The 14,611-nt window shown below is 63.4% G+C and carries 14 protein-coding genes and 1 tRNA gene; 7 read left to right on the top strand and 8 right to left on the bottom strand.

The annotated features are described in order from the left end of the window. Positions 1 to 35: 35 nt before the first annotated feature. From FJ490_RS27910 to FJ490_RS27900, 3 genes are read right to left on the bottom strand one after another with little or no spacing between them, the layout of a single operon-like run. Positions 36 to 929 (bottom strand): HlyC/CorC family transporter, encoded by an 894-nt coding sequence (locus tag FJ490_RS27910; RefSeq protein WP_140560158.1) that lies wholly within the window; start codon positions 927 to 929, stop codon positions 36 to 38. Beyond that, the gene (gene aroB / locus FJ490_RS27905) at positions 926 to 2,068 is read right to left on the bottom strand and encodes a 3-dehydroquinate synthase (protein WP_140729319.1); all 1,143 of its coding nucleotides are present in this window, start codon (positions 2,066 to 2,068) and stop codon (positions 926 to 928) included. Before aroB ends, FJ490_RS27910 begins: the two co-directional genes overlap by 4 nt. Further along, positions 2,065 to 2,676 (bottom strand): shikimate kinase, encoded by a 612-nt coding sequence (locus FJ490_RS27900; RefSeq protein ID WP_140500753.1) that lies wholly within the window; start codon positions 2,674 to 2,676, stop codon positions 2,065 to 2,067. The genes aroB and FJ490_RS27900 overlap by 4 nt, the downstream gene beginning before the upstream one ends. Before the next feature lie 207 nt (positions 2,677 to 2,883). Here FJ490_RS27900 and FJ490_RS27895 point away from each other — a divergent pair, with 207 nt between their 5' ends. The 5 genes from FJ490_RS27895 to FJ490_RS27875 all read left to right on the top strand — a co-directional run bounded on the left by FJ490_RS27895 (position 2,884) and on the right by FJ490_RS27875 (position 6,840). Continuing rightward, positions 2,884 to 3,036 (top strand): histidine kinase, encoded by a 153-nt coding sequence (locus tag FJ490_RS27895; RefSeq protein WP_140729340.1) that lies wholly within the window; start codon positions 2,884 to 2,886, stop codon positions 3,034 to 3,036. A gap of 23 nt (positions 3,037 to 3,059) precedes the next feature. Beyond that, on the top strand, positions 3,060 to 3,977 hold the full coding sequence (locus tag FJ490_RS27890) for a site-specific tyrosine recombinase XerD (RefSeq protein WP_140500752.1): 918 nt from the start codon (positions 3,060 to 3,062) through the stop codon (positions 3,975 to 3,977). A 98-nt stretch (positions 3,978 to 4,075) separates the two neighbouring features. Continuing rightward, positions 4,076 to 5,026, top strand: a complete 951-nt coding sequence (locus FJ490_RS27885; protein WP_140500751.1) for an acetyl-CoA carboxylase carboxyltransferase subunit alpha — start codon at positions 4,076 to 4,078, stop codon at positions 5,024 to 5,026. Between the two features lie 252 nt (positions 5,027 to 5,278). Next, entirely contained in the window at positions 5,279 to 6,598 is a 1,320-nt protein-coding gene (locus FJ490_RS27880; RefSeq protein ID WP_140500750.1) for a murein L,D-transpeptidase family protein, read from the top strand. Between the two features lie 11 nt (positions 6,599 to 6,609). Continuing rightward, positions 6,610 to 6,840, top strand: coding sequence for a sulfurtransferase TusA family protein (locus FJ490_RS27875; RefSeq protein ID WP_181165390.1), 231 nt, complete (start codon positions 6,610 to 6,612; stop codon positions 6,838 to 6,840). Positions 6,841 to 6,852: 12 nt separating this feature from the next. Here FJ490_RS27875 and FJ490_RS27870 read toward each other — a convergent pair whose 3' ends face one another. Next, complete coding sequence (locus tag FJ490_RS27870) at positions 6,853 to 7,965, bottom strand: GTP-binding protein (protein WP_140565828.1); 1,113 nt, start codon at positions 7,963 to 7,965, stop codon at positions 6,853 to 6,855. A 3-nt stretch (positions 7,966 to 7,968) separates the two neighbouring features. After that, positions 7,969 to 9,129, bottom strand: coding sequence for a D-alanyl-D-alanine carboxypeptidase family protein (locus FJ490_RS27865; RefSeq protein ID WP_140729318.1), 1,161 nt, complete (start codon positions 9,127 to 9,129; stop codon positions 7,969 to 7,971). A 201-nt stretch (positions 9,130 to 9,330) separates the two neighbouring features. Between FJ490_RS27865 and FJ490_RS27860 the strand changes: the two genes are divergently transcribed. Both FJ490_RS27860 and FJ490_RS27855 read left to right on the top strand, forming a co-directional pair. Beyond that, entirely contained in the window at positions 9,331 to 10,494 is a 1,164-nt protein-coding gene (locus FJ490_RS27860) for a M20 aminoacylase family protein (RefSeq protein ID WP_140525775.1), read from the top strand. Between the two features lie 85 nt (positions 10,495 to 10,579). Continuing rightward, a tRNA-Arg gene (locus tag FJ490_RS27855) sits at positions 10,580 to 10,656 on the top strand. 218 nt (positions 10,657 to 10,874) lie between these two features. Here FJ490_RS27855 and FJ490_RS27850 read toward each other — a convergent pair. From FJ490_RS27850 to FJ490_RS32970, 3 genes are all read right to left on the bottom strand, one after another. Further along, a complete protein-coding gene (locus tag FJ490_RS27850; RefSeq protein WP_246676726.1) occupies positions 10,875 to 12,605 on the bottom strand; it encodes a hypothetical protein in 1,731 nt (576 codons plus the stop codon). A 409-nt stretch (positions 12,606 to 13,014) separates the two neighbouring features. Further along, positions 13,015 to 14,154, bottom strand: a complete 1,140-nt coding sequence (locus FJ490_RS27845) for a helix-turn-helix transcriptional regulator (protein WP_140729316.1) — start codon at positions 14,152 to 14,154, stop codon at positions 13,015 to 13,017. A gap of 204 nt (positions 14,155 to 14,358) precedes the next feature. Then, the coding region (locus tag FJ490_RS32970; protein WP_210240564.1) for a hypothetical protein at positions 14,359 to 14,611 on the bottom strand (253 nt) is incomplete at its 5' end.

Raw genomic sequence — 14,611 nt, 5'->3', positions numbered from 1 at the left:
ACGCGGTTGTGCGTGTCTGCGACACGATGGACCGTTCAGCTGTCGCCTGCCGGCCTGATCCTGAGCCTGGCGACGCGGTTCTTGTCGCGTTTCATGACGATGAAACGCTTGCCGTGGAAGGTGAAGGCCTGCTTCTCCTCGGGGATCGACTGCGTCTCATGGATGACCAGGCCGGCGATGGTGGTTGCCTCCTCGTCCGGCAGGTCCCAGTCGAGCGCCCGGTTCAGGTCGCGGATCGGCACGGTTCCGTCGACGACGACGGAACCGTCCGCCTCCTGCTTGACGCCCTGTATGTCGACATCGTGCTCGTCGGCGATCTCGCCGACAATCTCCTCGATGATGTCCTCCAGCGTCACCAGCCCCTCGACCTCGCCATACTCGTCGACGACGACGGCGAAATGCGCCTTGCGGCGCAGGAAGGCGTTGAGCTGTTCCTGCAATGTCGTCGTATCGGGCACGAACCAGGGCTTTGACGCGATCTTCATCACATCGATCCTGGAGAAGTCGTTGCCGACATCGTTGAGGGCGCGCAGCAGGTCCTTGGCGTGCAGCACGCCGACAATGTTGTCGAGCGACCCCTTCCACAAAGGCATGCGGGTGTGCGGGCTCTGCAGGATCTCGCGCACCACGGCTTCCGGCGCATTGTCGGCATTGACCGAGCGCATATTGGTGCGGTGGACCATGACGTCGGAGACTTCGAGCTCCTCGAGGTCGAACAACCCGCCGATGCGGTCGCGCTCCTCGCGCACCACCTGGCCGTCGCGGCGGAAATCGTCGACGGCGCCGCGCAGCTCGTCCCCGCTCGAGCGCTGCGGCTCGATGCGCGACAGTTCATAGCCCAAAGCGGCAAGCAGGCGCGTGCGCATGGCGACGGCCAACAGGATGAGGACGGCAAGGACAGCGACGACGATCCAGCCGGCCCCGTTCATTTCGGACGGCTTCCCGTCCCGCTCGGGTGGTTCTCCCTGAGGAACGAGAGCACTTCCGAGGCCGGCACGTCCTTCGCGATGAAGGCCTCTCCGATGCCGCGCGTCAGGATGAAGGTCAGCGCGCCGCGCGACACTTTCTTGTCCTGGGTGATGAAGCCAAGCAGCGCATCGGCGTCGGGCAGTTCGCCGGGGATATCGGCCATCCGCCACGGCAGTCCCACCGTCTTGAGATGCGCCTCGACGCGCGCCGCATCGTCGGGACTGGCCAGGTTGAGCCGCGACGAGAAGCGATGCGCCAGCGCCATGCCGATGGCGACGCCTTCGCCATGCACGAGGCGGGCGCCGTCATATCGGGTGGCGGCCTCCAGCGCATGGCCGAACGTGTGGCCGAGATTGAGGAGCGCGCGGTCGCCGGTCTCGAACTCGTCGCGGGCAACGACATCCGCCTTGGCGCGGCAGGCCTCGGCGATGGCCTCCACCCTCTCCGGTCCGCCGGCGAACACGCTGGCCCAGTTTTTCTCCAGCCAGGCGAAGAATTCGGGCCGGTCGATCAGCCCGTATTTGGCGAGTTCGGCATAGCCGGCGCGAAATTCGCGGATCGGCAGCGTATCGAGCACTCCGGTATCGGCCAGCACCAGCTTCGGCTGGTGGAAGACGCCGACCAGGTTCTTGCCGCGCGCGCTGTTGATGCCGGTCTTGCCCCCGACCGAGGAATCGACCTGCGCCAGGAGCGAGGTCGGGATCTGCACGAAGTTCATGCCGCGGCGCACGATGCCGGCGGCGAAGCCGGCCAGGTCGCCGATGACGCCGCCGCCGAGGGCGATGACGACGTCGCCGCGTTCCAGCTTCGCGGCCAGGACGCCGTCCACCACCTCTTCGAGATGCGCGAAACTCTTGGTTTTCTCGCCGGGCGGCAGCGTGATCACGGCGGGCTCGATGCCGCTCTCCAGCAGACCGGCCTTCAGCGTATGGAGATGCGCCGCCGCGACGTTTTCGTCGGTCACGACTGCGGCGCGTCGGCCCGGCAGGCGGCGCGACATCTCGGCGCCGGCGCGCGACAAAAGCCCCGGCCCGATCAGGATGTCGTAAGCCCGCTCGCCGAGTCCGACCTCGACGGCAACGGCTGCGTTGGCGTTCACGGTTCGACCTCGCCCGCGGGAGTGGTCTGGGCGATATCGAAATGCCGGCACAGCGCCTCCACCACCTCGGCCGCGATGACTTCCTTGCGGTCGTCGCGGGTCGGCACGGTGACGTCCGATGTCGCATAGACCGGATAGCGTTCACTCATCAGCCGCTCGAGCACGCCACGCGGATCGGGGCTCTTCAGCAGCGGCCGGTTCTGTTTCTTGGAGACCCGGTCCATCAAAAGGTCGAGTTCGGCCTTCAGCCATACCGACACGCCATGTGCCGCTATCGCCTCGCGCGTCTGTGCGTTCATGAAGGCGCCGCCGCCGGTCGACAGCACCTGCGGGCCGTTTTCCAGCACGCGCAGGATGACGCGCTGCTCCAGCGCCCGGAACTCGGTTTCGCCATAGCGTTCGAACAGTTCCGGAACGGTCATGCGCGAGACGTTTTCGATCTCCTGGTCGCTGTCGATGAAAGGCAACGCCAGCACGGTGGCGACCTTGCGGCCGATCGCGGTCTTGCCGGCGCCCATCAGGCCGACAAAGACGATGGAGCGGCCGCCGAGCCTGCCCAGCAGCGCGGCATGGCTCCCGCCCGGAGGATTTGCTGGTAGCGCGTTCATCAGCCTCGAAGCCCTCTTTGCCGGCGTATCGACATGAAAAGCCCGGTTGCGTCAAGCGCACTGAGGCAGGCTGGCCTCCCGCGAGCGAGGAACCGGCTGCATTGGAAGTTGCCGGCGCGCTTCAGCTTCTTGCTTGAATTGGCCGGATTGGCGTCCCATAAGGGCACAGGGTTTGGAAACGCAGAACAAGAAGACGGGCGAAGATTGATGCCGACACTGTTTCGCCTCGTCGTGATAACAGCGATTCTGGCGGGCATCGCCTATGGTACGATGTTCGCGTTGGTGATGTTCGTCGAGCCGAAAAAGGCGGAAATGAGCGTGCGCATCCCTACGGAAAAGCTGAACCCAAAGAAAAACTGAGCCCGAAGAAAAAACTTCAGGAAATGAACAGCGCTGCCCGCATCGAAGCCTTTCTGGAGATGATGAGCGCCGAGCGGGGTGCCGCCGAAAACACGCTTTCCTCCTATCGCCGCGACCTCGATGACGCTTCGCAGGAAATCCCTGGCGGTCTTGCCGGCGCCGGCGCCGCGGACATCCTCGCCTATCTCGACGACATCGCCGCACGCGGCTTCGCCCCGACATCGCAGGCACGCAAACTGTCGGCGATCCGCCAGTTCTTCAAATTCCTCTACGCCGAGGGCCTGCGCGGCGACGACCCGACCGGCACGCTGGACAGCCCGAAAAAAGGCCGTCCGCTGCCGAAGACCATGAGCGAGGCCGACACCGGCCGGCTGATCGACCGCGCCGCGCAGGAGGCCGGCGATGCCGGGCTTGGCGAGAGCGACAGGCTGGCGGCGCTGCGTCTGCACGCGCTGGTCGAAGTGCTTTATGCGACAGGCCTGCGCGTTTCGGAACTGGTCGGCTTGCCGGTGACGGTGGCGCAACGCGACGATCGCTTCTTCATGGTGCGCGGCAAGGGCGACAAGGAGCGCATGGTGCCGCTGTCGGCCAAGGCGCGCGCGGCGATGCGAGCCTGGCTCGCCGCCCGGGCCAAGGTGCCCGCTTTCGCTGACAGCCCGTTCCTGTTTCCTGCCGCGTCGGACAGCGGCTACCTCTCGCGCCAGGTCTTCGCTCGCGACCTCAAGGGGCTGGCGGCCCGGGCCGGCATCGCCTCGGCCAAGGTCTCGCCACATGTGCTTCGCCATGCTTTCGCCAGCCATCTCTTGCAGAACGGGGCCGATCTCAGGGCCGTGCAGCAACTGCTCGGCCATGCCGACATATCGACGACACAGATCTATACCCATGTGCTGGAGGAGCGATTGGTGCGGCTGGTCAACGATCATCACCCGCTTGCCGACTAGACCTCATATCGCTATGTGAGGGCGACGTTCCATCGCCCGGAGCCCCGGATTTCAGGGTCCCGCCAGTCTTTGCTTCCGACGTATCGGTCCGCCCAAGCATGTACAACTACCTCGATTTCGAAAAGCCGGTGCAGGATCTGGAACTCAAGATCCTGGAACTGAAGAAGCTTGCCGAGAACGGCGAGGCGGTCGATGTCGCCGACGAGATCAGCAGGCTCGAGAAGCGGTCGCGCGATGCCCTGCGCGATCTCTACAAGGCATTGACCCCATGGCAGAAGGTGCAGGTGGCGCGCCACTCCGACAGGCCCCACTGCGTCGACTACATCAAGGGCCTGTTCAGCGATTTCACGCCGCTCGCCGGCGACCGCAATTTCGGCGAGGACCAGGCGATCGTCGGCGGCTTTGCCCGGTTCCGCGGCGAACCGGTAGCGATCCTCGGCCAGGAGAAGGGCTCCGACACGGCGAGCCGGCTGAAGCACAATTTCGGCTCGGTGCGCCCCGAAGGCTATCGCAAGGCCGTGCGGCTGATGGAGCTTGCCGACCGCTTCAAGATCCCGCTGCTGACATTGGTCGACACGGCCGGCGCCTATCCCGGCGTCGGCGCCGAGGAGCGCGGCCAGGCCGAAGCCATTGCCCGTTCGACCTCGGCCTGCCTTGCGCTCAAGGTGCCATCGATTTCGGTTGTCATCGGTGAAGGCGGTTCGGGCGGCGCCATTGCCATCGCCACCGCCAACCGCGTCTACATGCTGGAACACGCCATCTATTCGGTGATCTCGCCCGAGGGCGCGGCCTCCATCCTGTGGCGCGACACGACGCGCTCCAAGGACGCGGCGACCAACATGAAGATCACCGCCCAGGACCTTCTGGAACTGAAGATCATCGACGCCATCATTCCCGAACCGATCGGCGGCGCCCAGCGCGCACCCGAAACGGTGATTGCCGCGACGGGCGATCTCATCGCCAGGACGATGAAGGATTTTGCCGGCGCCAACATGGATTTTCGCGAGCAGCGCCGCGAGAAGTATCTGGCAATGGGCCGCAGCCTCTGACCACGATTTGGCGGCTCAACCGGGCCGCCGCAAGCCGCCTCCACGGCAACGCTCCACGGCAATGTGGCGGCGATGAGCAATTTCGCCACAAAAATGCCGCCGGATTCGGTTCAATGGAATTGCCGTGAGGGGTGGCCGAGGCTTGCGGTAAGGAATTTTCAAGGTTAACGGGCTTACGGTCCGTCTGTGTTCAGCATGCGGGCTCGGCCGTTTCGAAGCCATTGGCCCGAAAGAGAAGACGTAGCCTTATCCATGTTTGCCAAGCTTGCCCGCACCGGAATTCTCATCACCGCGATAGCCGTCGCCGGCTGCAATGATTCGTCGATGAAGGATTTTGCCCCGGAGGCCAACAAGCCCCTGCCCGACAAGATCCTGGCCGACATGAGGGCCAAGGGCATGGTGCGCACCTCCTCGGTGATGGCGCGCATCTTCAAGGAAGAGGGCAAGCTCGAAATCTGGAAGGCCAAGACCAACGGCCGCTACGACATGGTCGCCAGCTACGATATCTGCAAATGGTCGGGCAAGCTCGGGCCGAAATACACCGAGGGCGACCGCCAGGCGCCGGAAGGTTTTTATACCGTGCGTCCGGCGCAGATGAACCCGCGCTCGAACTACCATCTGTCCTTCAACATCGGCTATCCCAACGCCTATGACCGCGCCAACGGCCGCACCGGCTCCAACCTGATGGTGCACGGCGCCTGCTCGTCTTCGGGCTGCTATTCGATGACCGATGCCCAGATCGAGCAGATCTATGCGTTCGGCCGCGATGCCTTCCAGGGCGGCCAGACCGAGTTCCAGATCCAGGCCTTCCCGTTCCGCATGACCGCCGCCAACATGGCGCGCTACCGCAACGACCCGAATTACGAATTCTGGAAGATGCTGAAGGTCGGCTACGACAATTTCGAGATCACCAAGGTACCGCCGAAAGTCGACGTTTGCGAGAAGCGCTACGTCTTCAACCAGGTGGCTCCCGAAGGCACCACATTCAATCCGACCGGCCCCTGCCCTGCGTCCACGCAGCCGGATTCGCTGAAAAGCGCCTACAGTGCTTATCAGAGCACGTATGAGGCTGCGTTCAACGGCGCCCTCAAGGCAAGCACGCCGGCGCCCAAGCCCACCATCGCCGGCATCAAGGAAGCCAGCATCGTCTCCGACTGGTCCAAGCGCCGTGCGCGCGGCGAGCGCGTGCCGATCGACCCGCCATCGCTCAACTCGGACGGCTCGGTCACCGAGACGGCGCGCATGGGCCGCATCGATTCGCCCGCCGGCCGCAAGATGGCCGCGCTCGATGCCGAAAAGGCCGCGAAGCAAAAAGCCGAGGAGCAGCGGCTGGCCGCGATAGAAGCTGCCAAGCAGGCCAAGGCGCAAGCGCTGGCCGAAAAGGAAGCCGCCAAGGCGCAGGCGCTGGCCGAAAAGGAAGCGGCCAAGACCGCCAAGGAAGCCCCTGTCGCCACCGCGACGATCGAAGCGCCGGCCGAGCCCGCACCGCCGGCCGAAACGCAGGCCGCAAGTGCCGACGAGAGCCGCGTGACGAGGCTGAAGAACAAGCTGCTCGGCATGTTCGGCGGCTGACATTTTTCGCCGTGACCGACGTCACCGTCTACGATCTGAAGGGGCTGAACTGCCCTTTGCCGGTGCTGAAGGCGAAGAAGCGGCTGGCCGGGATGCGGCCCCGCAGCCGGCTCTGGCTGGAAACGACCGATCCGCTCGCCGTTATCGACATTCCGGCGTTCTGCGCCGACTCTGGTCATCATCTCGTAGAGACATCCGCCATATCAGGCGGTCACCGCTTCCTGGTCGAGCGCGGCGAATAGCTGTCGTAAAGGTCAGCGTCCCGCGATCGCCAGGGGATTGTTCTCCAGCGCCGCGCGGTCGGGCGTGTCGATCGAGGGCCGGTTGGTGAAGGCGGCAAACAGTCGCCTTACATAGTCTTCGGGCATGTCGAGCGTGATCAGCACCAGCCGGGTGCCGCGCTGGCCGTCCGGCCAGGACGGCAATCGAGCCGGCGGATGCAGGATTTTCTGCACGCCATGCACCACCAGCGGCCGCGACGGATCTTCCTCGAGTTCGATGACGCCCTTCATGCGCAGCAGGCGCTCGCCATGCGTGGAGCGCAAAAGATCGAGGAACATCTCGATGGCCGAGAACGGCACCGGGCCGTCATGCACCAGGGAGTGGGTGCGGATGCGCTGATCGTGCCGGTGCCCGTGGTCGTGGCCGTGCCCGTGGTCATGCCCGTCATGATCATGATGATCATGGTTATGCATCGCTTCTTCGCCGAGCCAGCGCCGCACATCGGCGGATTTGGTCGCCGGGTTATAGAGGCCGCAGTCGAACAGCGCCGCGACGCTCGTTTTCGCATCGTCGACAGCCAGCAGTTCGGCGCCCGGATTGATCTGCCGCAGCCGCGTCCGCAGCGCTTCCGGTCCATCCGGACCAGCGACCAGGTCGGTTTTGGAGAGCACGATGCGGTCGGCGACGGCGACCTGCTTGACCGCCTCGACATGGGCGTCGAGCGTGGCATCGCCGTTGACCGCGTCGACCAAGGTGATGACGCCGTCGAGCCGGAAAGCCTGGACCAGTGCCGGATGCGCCATGATCGATTGCAGCACCGGTGCCGGATCGGCAAGGCCGGTGGTCTCGACGATGACGCGGGCAAGGCGGGCGATGCGGCCGGTCTGCAGCCGGTCGACCAGATCGGCCAGCGTGTCGACCAGTTCGCCGCGTACCGTGCAGCAAAGGCAGCCGTCCGAAAGCTGGATGATGCCGTCGGACGCCTGTTCCACCAGCAGGTGATCGATCGCCACTTCGCCATATTCGTTGATGATGACGGCCGTGTCGGCCAGCGCCGGGTCCTTCAGGAGCCGGTTGAGCAGCGTCGTCTTGCCGGCGCCGAGAAAACCGGTCAGCACGGAAACAGGGATGGGAAAACCACTCATTGCCTAGTTCGCAACCTTGACGGGTTGGTCGCCCTGCGCAGCCGAGCCCGCCACCGTCGGGCCGGCGCCGGGCGCCGGTCTGTCCGGCCGCCAGGTCGGAATGGGCACGTCGGCATATTCCTGGCTGCCCTGGGCGAGCATGGCCAGCGGGGTCGGGCCGGTCGCGCCGCCAAGCCCCACGGCAACCAGTGTCGGCACGTGGTCGAGCTTTTCCTGGTAGGGCGATTTCGGCACGTTCTTGGCGACGACGGGCGGAGCCTCGGACTGCTCCGCCGGCGCCTTCTTCTTGCAGACCTCGTCCCGCATGTCGTTGGGCGAGATGGTATCACCGTAGGGCGCCAGCGTGGCAATGGTGGCCGAGCCGGCGGCAGGCGTATCGAAACCCTGGTCGAGCAGTTTGGCCGCGGCCTCGGCACGGGTGATCGCCGACTTCTCGCCGAGCACCACCGCCACCAGCGTGCGGCCGTTGCGGGTCGCCGAACCGATCATGTTGAAGCCGGAGGGGCAGACGAAGCCCGTCTTCATGCCGTCGGCCCCGGGATAGCGGCCGATCAACAGGTTGTAGTTGGGGATCGCCCTCTTGCCGACCGCAAGCCCCTCGATCGAGAACCACGGCGCATATTGCGGAAACTCGCGGCGGATCGCCGTCACCAGCACGGCCAGGTCGCGCGCTGTGGTGTACTGGTCCGGCGAATAAAGCCCGTTCGGATTGACGAAATGCGTTCCGTTCATGCCGAGCCGGACCGCTTCGGCGTTCATGCGCTCGGCAAAGGCTGCCTGCGATCCCCCGACATTCTCGCCGACGGCCATGGCGATGTCGTTTGCCGACTTGACCAGCATCATCTTCAGCGCATTGTCGAGCCGCATCACCGAGCCTGGCTTGAAGCCCATCTTGCTCGGCGGCTCGGCGGCGGAATGTTTCGTTACCTTGATCGGCGAATCGAGCCGGACCTCGCCGGCCGCTATCGCCCGGAAGGTCACATAGGCCGTCATCAGCTTGCTCAGCGATGCCGGGTACCAGCGCTTGAACGCGTCCTGATGCTGGAGGATCTTGCCGCTGTTCAGGTCGAACAGCACGACCGGATTGGCCAGCGCCGGCCCGGCCAGCGCCGAGAACGCCACGGCGCCCGCGCAGAATAGTTTGAGGAAATGCCTGTGCCGCATGATCGAATCCGAAATCGCCTCTTGCCGTAGTCGCCCCTGGCTCCGTAAGATTTACGCGATCGCCAGCAAAATGAGTCCGCCCTCAAAAACGGACCGCATTGTTGCGGTGCTATTTACTCTATGTGACGTCAACATGGCAAAGTGCCTGACGATCACAATTGCAAGGCAGCGGACCTGCCCCAACAGCGAGATGGAACCATCATGCCAATCCTGAACCGTGCCGCCGAAATGCAGGACGAGGTTGCCGGCTGGCGACGATATCTGCACCAGACCCCGGAACTGAATTTCGACGTCTTCAAGACAGCCGCCTTCGTCACCGAGAAGCTGAAGGCCTTCGGCTGCGACGATGTGGTGACGGGGCTGGGCAAGACCGGCGTCGTGGGCATCATTCGCGGCCGCCAGGGCGAAGGCGCCACCATCGGCCTGCGCGCCGACATGGACGCGCTGCCGCTTAACGAGATCACCGGCAAGCCCTATGCCTCGACCGTTCCCGGCAAGATGCATGCCTGCGGCCATGACGGCCATACGGCGATGCTTTTGGGTGCGGCGAAATATCTCGCCGAGACGCGCAATTTCGCCGGTTCGGTGGCGGTCATCTTCCAGCCGGCCGAAGAAGGCGGCGGTGGCGGCAACGAGATGGTCAAGGACGGCATGATGGAGCGTTTCGACATCGCGAAAGTGTTCGGCATGCACAACATGCCGGGCCTGCCGGTCGGCCAGTTCGCCATCCGGCCGGGCCCGATCATGGCGGCGACCGCGGAATTCACCATCACCGTGAAAGGCCGCGGCGGCCATGCGGCGATGCCGCACGGCACGATCGACCCGATCGTCATCACCAGCCAGTTGGTCGGCGCCCTGCAGACGATCGCCTCGCGCAGCACCGACCCGGTTGAAGCGGTGGTGGTGTCGGTGACCAAATTCCATGCCGGCGACGCCTACAACATCATCCCGGAATCGGCGGAGATCGCAGGCACGGTGCGCACCTTGCGCAAGGAAATCGCCAAGAAGTCGGAAGAGCGCATTCGTGCCATCTGCGACGGATTGGCCACGGCCTTCGGCGCGAAGATCGAGGTCGATTACCAGGCGAACTACCCCGTAACCTTCAACCATGCGGAAGAGACGGTTTTTGCCAGCGACGTCGCGGCAAACGTCGCCGGCGACGCTCATGTCCACCGCGGCATCCAGCCGGTGATGGGCGGCGAGGACTTCTCCTACATGCTTGAAGCCAGGCCCGGCGCCTTCATTTTCATTGGCAATGGCGACACCGCCGGCCTTCACAACCCGGCCTATGACTTCAACGACGAGGCCATCCCGCACGGCATGAGCTACTGGGTGAAGCTGGCCGAAACCGCGCTCGCCGCCTGAGGCCTGGCGGCGGCAGGGGCCGGCCGATTGTGTTCGGCCCGCCCCTTGGCGAAACGATCGGAAGCGGCTATGTGTCGGGCCGCGTGGTCCCGTAGCTCAGTAGGATAGAGCGGCAGATTCCTAATCTGTAGGTCACAGGTTCGATTCCTGTCGGGATCACCACGTTTTGCTGCTTAAGCCGGATACTGTCGGACCTGAATCGGACTGAAACCAGAGCCGATCACCGGGGTCGCATCGGTCATCTGTACGGAACCTGCATGCGGATTTCTACCGTTCGAATAACGTCAGAAAAGCGCTTGCAGACGTTCCGACAAATCGGAAATTGGGTGATTGGTTGGAGCCCGGTCGACGGACCGCAGCGGTCCCGTCCGGGATGAGGTTCAGAGCCGTTCCAGCGTCAGCATGCCCGGATCGCCCTTCCAGGCTTTGGAAAGTTCGTCCGCGGCTTTCGTTGCGGCGGCAGTATCGCCTTGGGCCTCCGCCGCCTGCTGCAGCCCGAACAGTGCCCAGGCGCTGCTGCGTGCGCGGTGGAGCGCCGCCACAAACTCCTTCGCCGCGTCCGCCGGCTGACCGTTCTTGAGGAGGGCGGCACCGAGGGACTGCCGCACGGGATAATACCAGTACGGAGGCTCCATGTAGGGGATCGTGTCCTCCGTTTCGACCGCTTTCTTCCAGAAGGCTATCGAGCCGCCGACGTCATTCTCGGCCTGCGCAGCGCGGGCACGTACGACATCTTCGGCCACTTGCAGGACCGACAATGCCGGGATTCCCCAGGCATCGTGCACCGACCAGTCGGTTTCCTGAGCGATCTTGTGGATGGCGTCCGCCTCGACTCGCGCGCCTGAGGCGTCCTTCTTCTCGGCCAGGGCGACGCCGCGCGCATAGTGCCACATCGATGTGATGTAAGGCGGCGCGCCGGCCGGCTCGGCCTTAGCCAGGATCGCATCCGGTTCGGCATATTGCGCCCAGGCGAAATACGGAGCTGCCTTCACCGGCTGCACGATCGGTATTGCCGTGGCCACCTCGTTAGTCAGAAACTTGTCCAGCTTCTCAGCCTCTGCAAGCACCGTCTTCGAGTCACCGAGGAGCTGGGCCGAAACCAATACGAAGTGCACGTTGTGGGAATAGTAGCCGAGCGGATAGACACCGGTAGCGCCGGTTTCGGCGAGATAGGTCTCGTCCACTTTCGAGGCAGCTTCGTTGGACTTCAGCGAATCCGTGTAGCGGCCGACGCGATAGTAGATGTGGCTCGGCATATGGACGATGTGTCCGGCCCCCGGCATCAGCGCTGCTAGCCGGTCCGCGTAGGGCTCGGCGCGCTCCGGACGATCCGAGGCCTCAACAAGATGAATGTAGAGGTGAATCGCCATCGGATTGTCGGGCTTCCTGGCGAGAACGCCTTCCAGCCGCCTCTGGATGTCGGCGGTGCGGCCCTTGGGTTCCTTGCCGCCCGGCTGCCAATAGTCCCAAGGCTGCGTGTCCATGCCGGCCTCTGCGGCCAGCACAGCGAGCTCAAGATCGTCAGGATATTTGTCGGAAAGCGCCGCAGTTGCATCGGCGAAGGCGGCGTTCAGGGTGTTTCGATCGGCCTTGGGATCTTCGGAATACCGCGTGGCGACCGCCTCGATCAGTCCCCGCTCCTTCTCGGTGGCACCGGATGAAAGCGCCTGCGCCTTTCGAAGAGCAGTGATCGCTGGTGCATTTGCGGTGGGATCCATCGGCACGTTGATGTTCGGGCCCAGGACCAGTGCCTCGCCGAGGAAGCACATCGCACAGTCGGGATCGAGGCTTTGTGCCTTGCGGAAGGCGCGTCGCGCCTCCGCGTGATTGAAGTTGGTGGCGAACCGCAGCCCCTGGTCAAAGTATTTTTGGGCATCGGCGCTCTTTGTTCTGATCCGATAGCTCAGGGAGCCCAGGTCATCCCACAATGGCGGCTGGGCCTCCTCGTAGGCCTTCAAGTCTTGCGGGGCCAGTGATTGGCCGGCAGCGGCCAGAGCGACGCAGTGTGTGATGTCGAGTTCCCCCGGCAACGATACTCTTGGCGCCGCAAGCTGCGACTGCAACGGACTGTCCGCGGCGTAAGCAATGGCAGCACCTGTGCCGAAACTCATTAAGGCAATAGCTGTCCATCCTGCACTTGGCAGGCAAGCACGCAGTTTCATCTGAACCTCCTGGCGTTCGGTACGATCGGCAAGCTCCGATCAGCCCTGTCTTTCCAATTCTCGATCGGAGGTGCGGGCGTTGATGATCCGCCTCGCGCCGCCGTTTGGCAATATATTTCCTACTGCTAATGTAATAGCGGACGCGATGTTTTCTGCTCACCTCTTCGGCCCGAAGGCACTAGTCGGACACCAGAGGGGTTCAGGCACGCGCCGTTGCAAAAACCAAATATCGTCTGACCGCCCGCCCCGCTCGGATCGAGACCGGCGCCTGTTGTTGTGAAGTGCCACGGCCCCGATTCAGCGCAGAGTGCAACCCTTGGACCGTCAGGGCTTCACCCGAATGGGTGACACCGCGACTTCAATGCGTGGAGGACCCTTGGTATCGGGACAAGAGCTTCGCGAGTTCCGCCTGACTTCCGGTGCTTGTTTTCGAGAATATTGCACGGAGCTGGCTTCTGGCGGTTTCACGGCCAATTCCCAGGGCAGAGCTTGCCGCGCCGATACCTCGGCCATCGGCAAGGCGGCAGGCCAGCCGCGTTTCGGCTGCTGTTAGTTGAAAGGCGTGCCTTATCAGTTGCTTGGGTAGCGCCGGTTCGGCCACAAGATCGGTAAAATAGAGGAGCGCGTCTCCGCCGTTAAAGAGGTCATGGACGAACGAGGTCATCGGAATGGCTTCAGCAAGAAGCCATGGCGAACCCTCGCGAGCAATCAAAACGGGCTCCCCGTCGCTCAAGTCGCCGCATTGGCTGACCACGCCTGCGATCAATTTCTGCAAGCGTGAATCACTGGGCCGATCTGCCGCCCGGAGACGACCACCGTGGATAACGAGGCCAGTACCAAGCAGAGCTTCCGCGTGTTTATTGTAGCGGGTGACGCGGCCTCGGCAATTCAGCAACAGCGCTGCGCTTCCCATCCGATCCAGAATGGCCAGGTTCGGTTCGACTGCCGTTTCCCAAACCTTTTCCGCAGCACTGATGATGCGAACCATCGACGGAACGATCGCCAAGAAATCCTCGGCTTCATTCCGGTAGAATGGCCCCTTATGAGCGTCACGAAACATCGAGAGCATCCACCTTCGATCCTTCACCATGAAGTCTATTGCAGCCCACCATTCCCGGTCGCCTGGACGCGCGATTTCTTGGTAATAAGGGAGAACCTCGCGCTCATCACGAGTGGTGATCTCATCCTCGACAACGAAGCTGTCTGTCAGTTTTGCCAACCTCTTGCGCGGTCTACGTTCATGCGGATCGGGAGCACCTTCGATTCTTTCGATCCAAAGGGCGGCGAATTCGGCATGTTCGGTCGAATCGGGTCTGAGCGCGGTCGGCGATCGCTGATCGCTACGAAACGGGTGAGTTGGATCGCAGGTGCGGATAACGCAACTTGTGGCTCCCAGGGAGTGGGCCAGCATTTGAAGCGCTGCGGGCCACTGCCTAAACTCGAACGCGGCGTCGTAGCAAGCCTCGATCGCAGCGGCAATGTTCCGATTGTCGGACATAGGATTTGCGTCGCGATCCCGGTTTCTCGCCCTTTTTCTCCTCATGGCCCGTCGACGGCCCTCCAGCTACAGGCCCCGCAACCGGCTCCGGCCAGGGATGTTTATTTCCCGCGGCCATGCTCGACAGACGGTCAGCTGAGGACCTATCGTCAGACTGACGCATCGAATGAGAGATAGCTACATTAGCATAATAGCCACGCAACTTCACCGATGCTTCTCGACGAAATCTCTGCACGCAGGTGAAAGCCGTTCGATCTGGCTTTCAAGGTCGCATTTACCCATCGGTTTCGTCGGGCAAAACCGTGCGTAGTCGCGGCGACATCCCTTGCCTTCGAAAATTTTGAAAGATCTTACCTGCGTAGGGTTTGTTGCGTTGACTGAACTGGGTATCAACCCGGTTTCGATCTCCATCGCACCGTCACGACTTGACCCCTTGCTTCCACCCTTGCCCCCACCC

Origin of the sequence: Mesorhizobium sp. B2-5-11, assembly GCF_006440835.1 — a bacterium.
Classification (GTDB): Bacteria; Pseudomonadota; Alphaproteobacteria; order Rhizobiales; family Rhizobiaceae; genus Mesorhizobium.
Note: the sequence above shows the minus strand (reverse complement) of the source record. Positions and strands in the feature narration are given on the sequence as shown.

Excerpts from the sequence above, each read along its gene's own strand:
- FJ490_RS27910 (WP_140560158.1), bottom strand. The coding sequence starts at position 929 with ATGAACGGGGCCGGCTGGATCGTCGTCGCTGTCCTTGCCGTCCTCATC.
- FJ490_RS27900 (WP_140500753.1), bottom strand. The coding sequence starts at position 2,676 with ATGAACGCGCTACCAGCAAATCCTCCGGGCGGGAGCCATGCCGCGCTG.
- FJ490_RS27895 (WP_140729340.1), top strand. The coding sequence starts at position 2,884 with ATGCCGACACTGTTTCGCCTCGTCGTGATAACAGCGATTCTGGCGGGC.
- FJ490_RS27890 (WP_140500752.1), top strand. The coding sequence starts at position 3,060 with ATGAACAGCGCTGCCCGCATCGAAGCCTTTCTGGAGATGATGAGCGCC.
- FJ490_RS27885 (WP_140500751.1), top strand. The coding sequence starts at position 4,076 with ATGTACAACTACCTCGATTTCGAAAAGCCGGTGCAGGATCTGGAACTC.
- FJ490_RS27880 (WP_140500750.1), top strand. The coding sequence starts at position 5,279 with ATGTTTGCCAAGCTTGCCCGCACCGGAATTCTCATCACCGCGATAGCC.
- FJ490_RS27870 (WP_140565828.1), bottom strand. The coding sequence starts at position 7,965 with ATGAGTGGTTTTCCCATCCCTGTTTCCGTGCTGACCGGTTTTCTCGGC.
- FJ490_RS27865 (WP_140729318.1), bottom strand. The coding sequence starts at position 9,129 with ATGCGGCACAGGCATTTCCTCAAACTATTCTGCGCGGGCGCCGTGGCG.
- FJ490_RS27860 (WP_140525775.1), top strand. The coding sequence starts at position 9,331 with ATGCCAATCCTGAACCGTGCCGCCGAAATGCAGGACGAGGTTGCCGGC.
- FJ490_RS27850 (WP_246676726.1), bottom strand. The coding sequence starts at position 12,605 with ATGAGTTTCGGCACAGGTGCTGCCATTGCTTACGCCGCGGACAGTCCG.
- FJ490_RS27845 (WP_140729316.1), bottom strand. The coding sequence starts at position 14,154 with ATGTCCGACAATCGGAACATTGCCGCTGCGATCGAGGCTTGCTACGAC.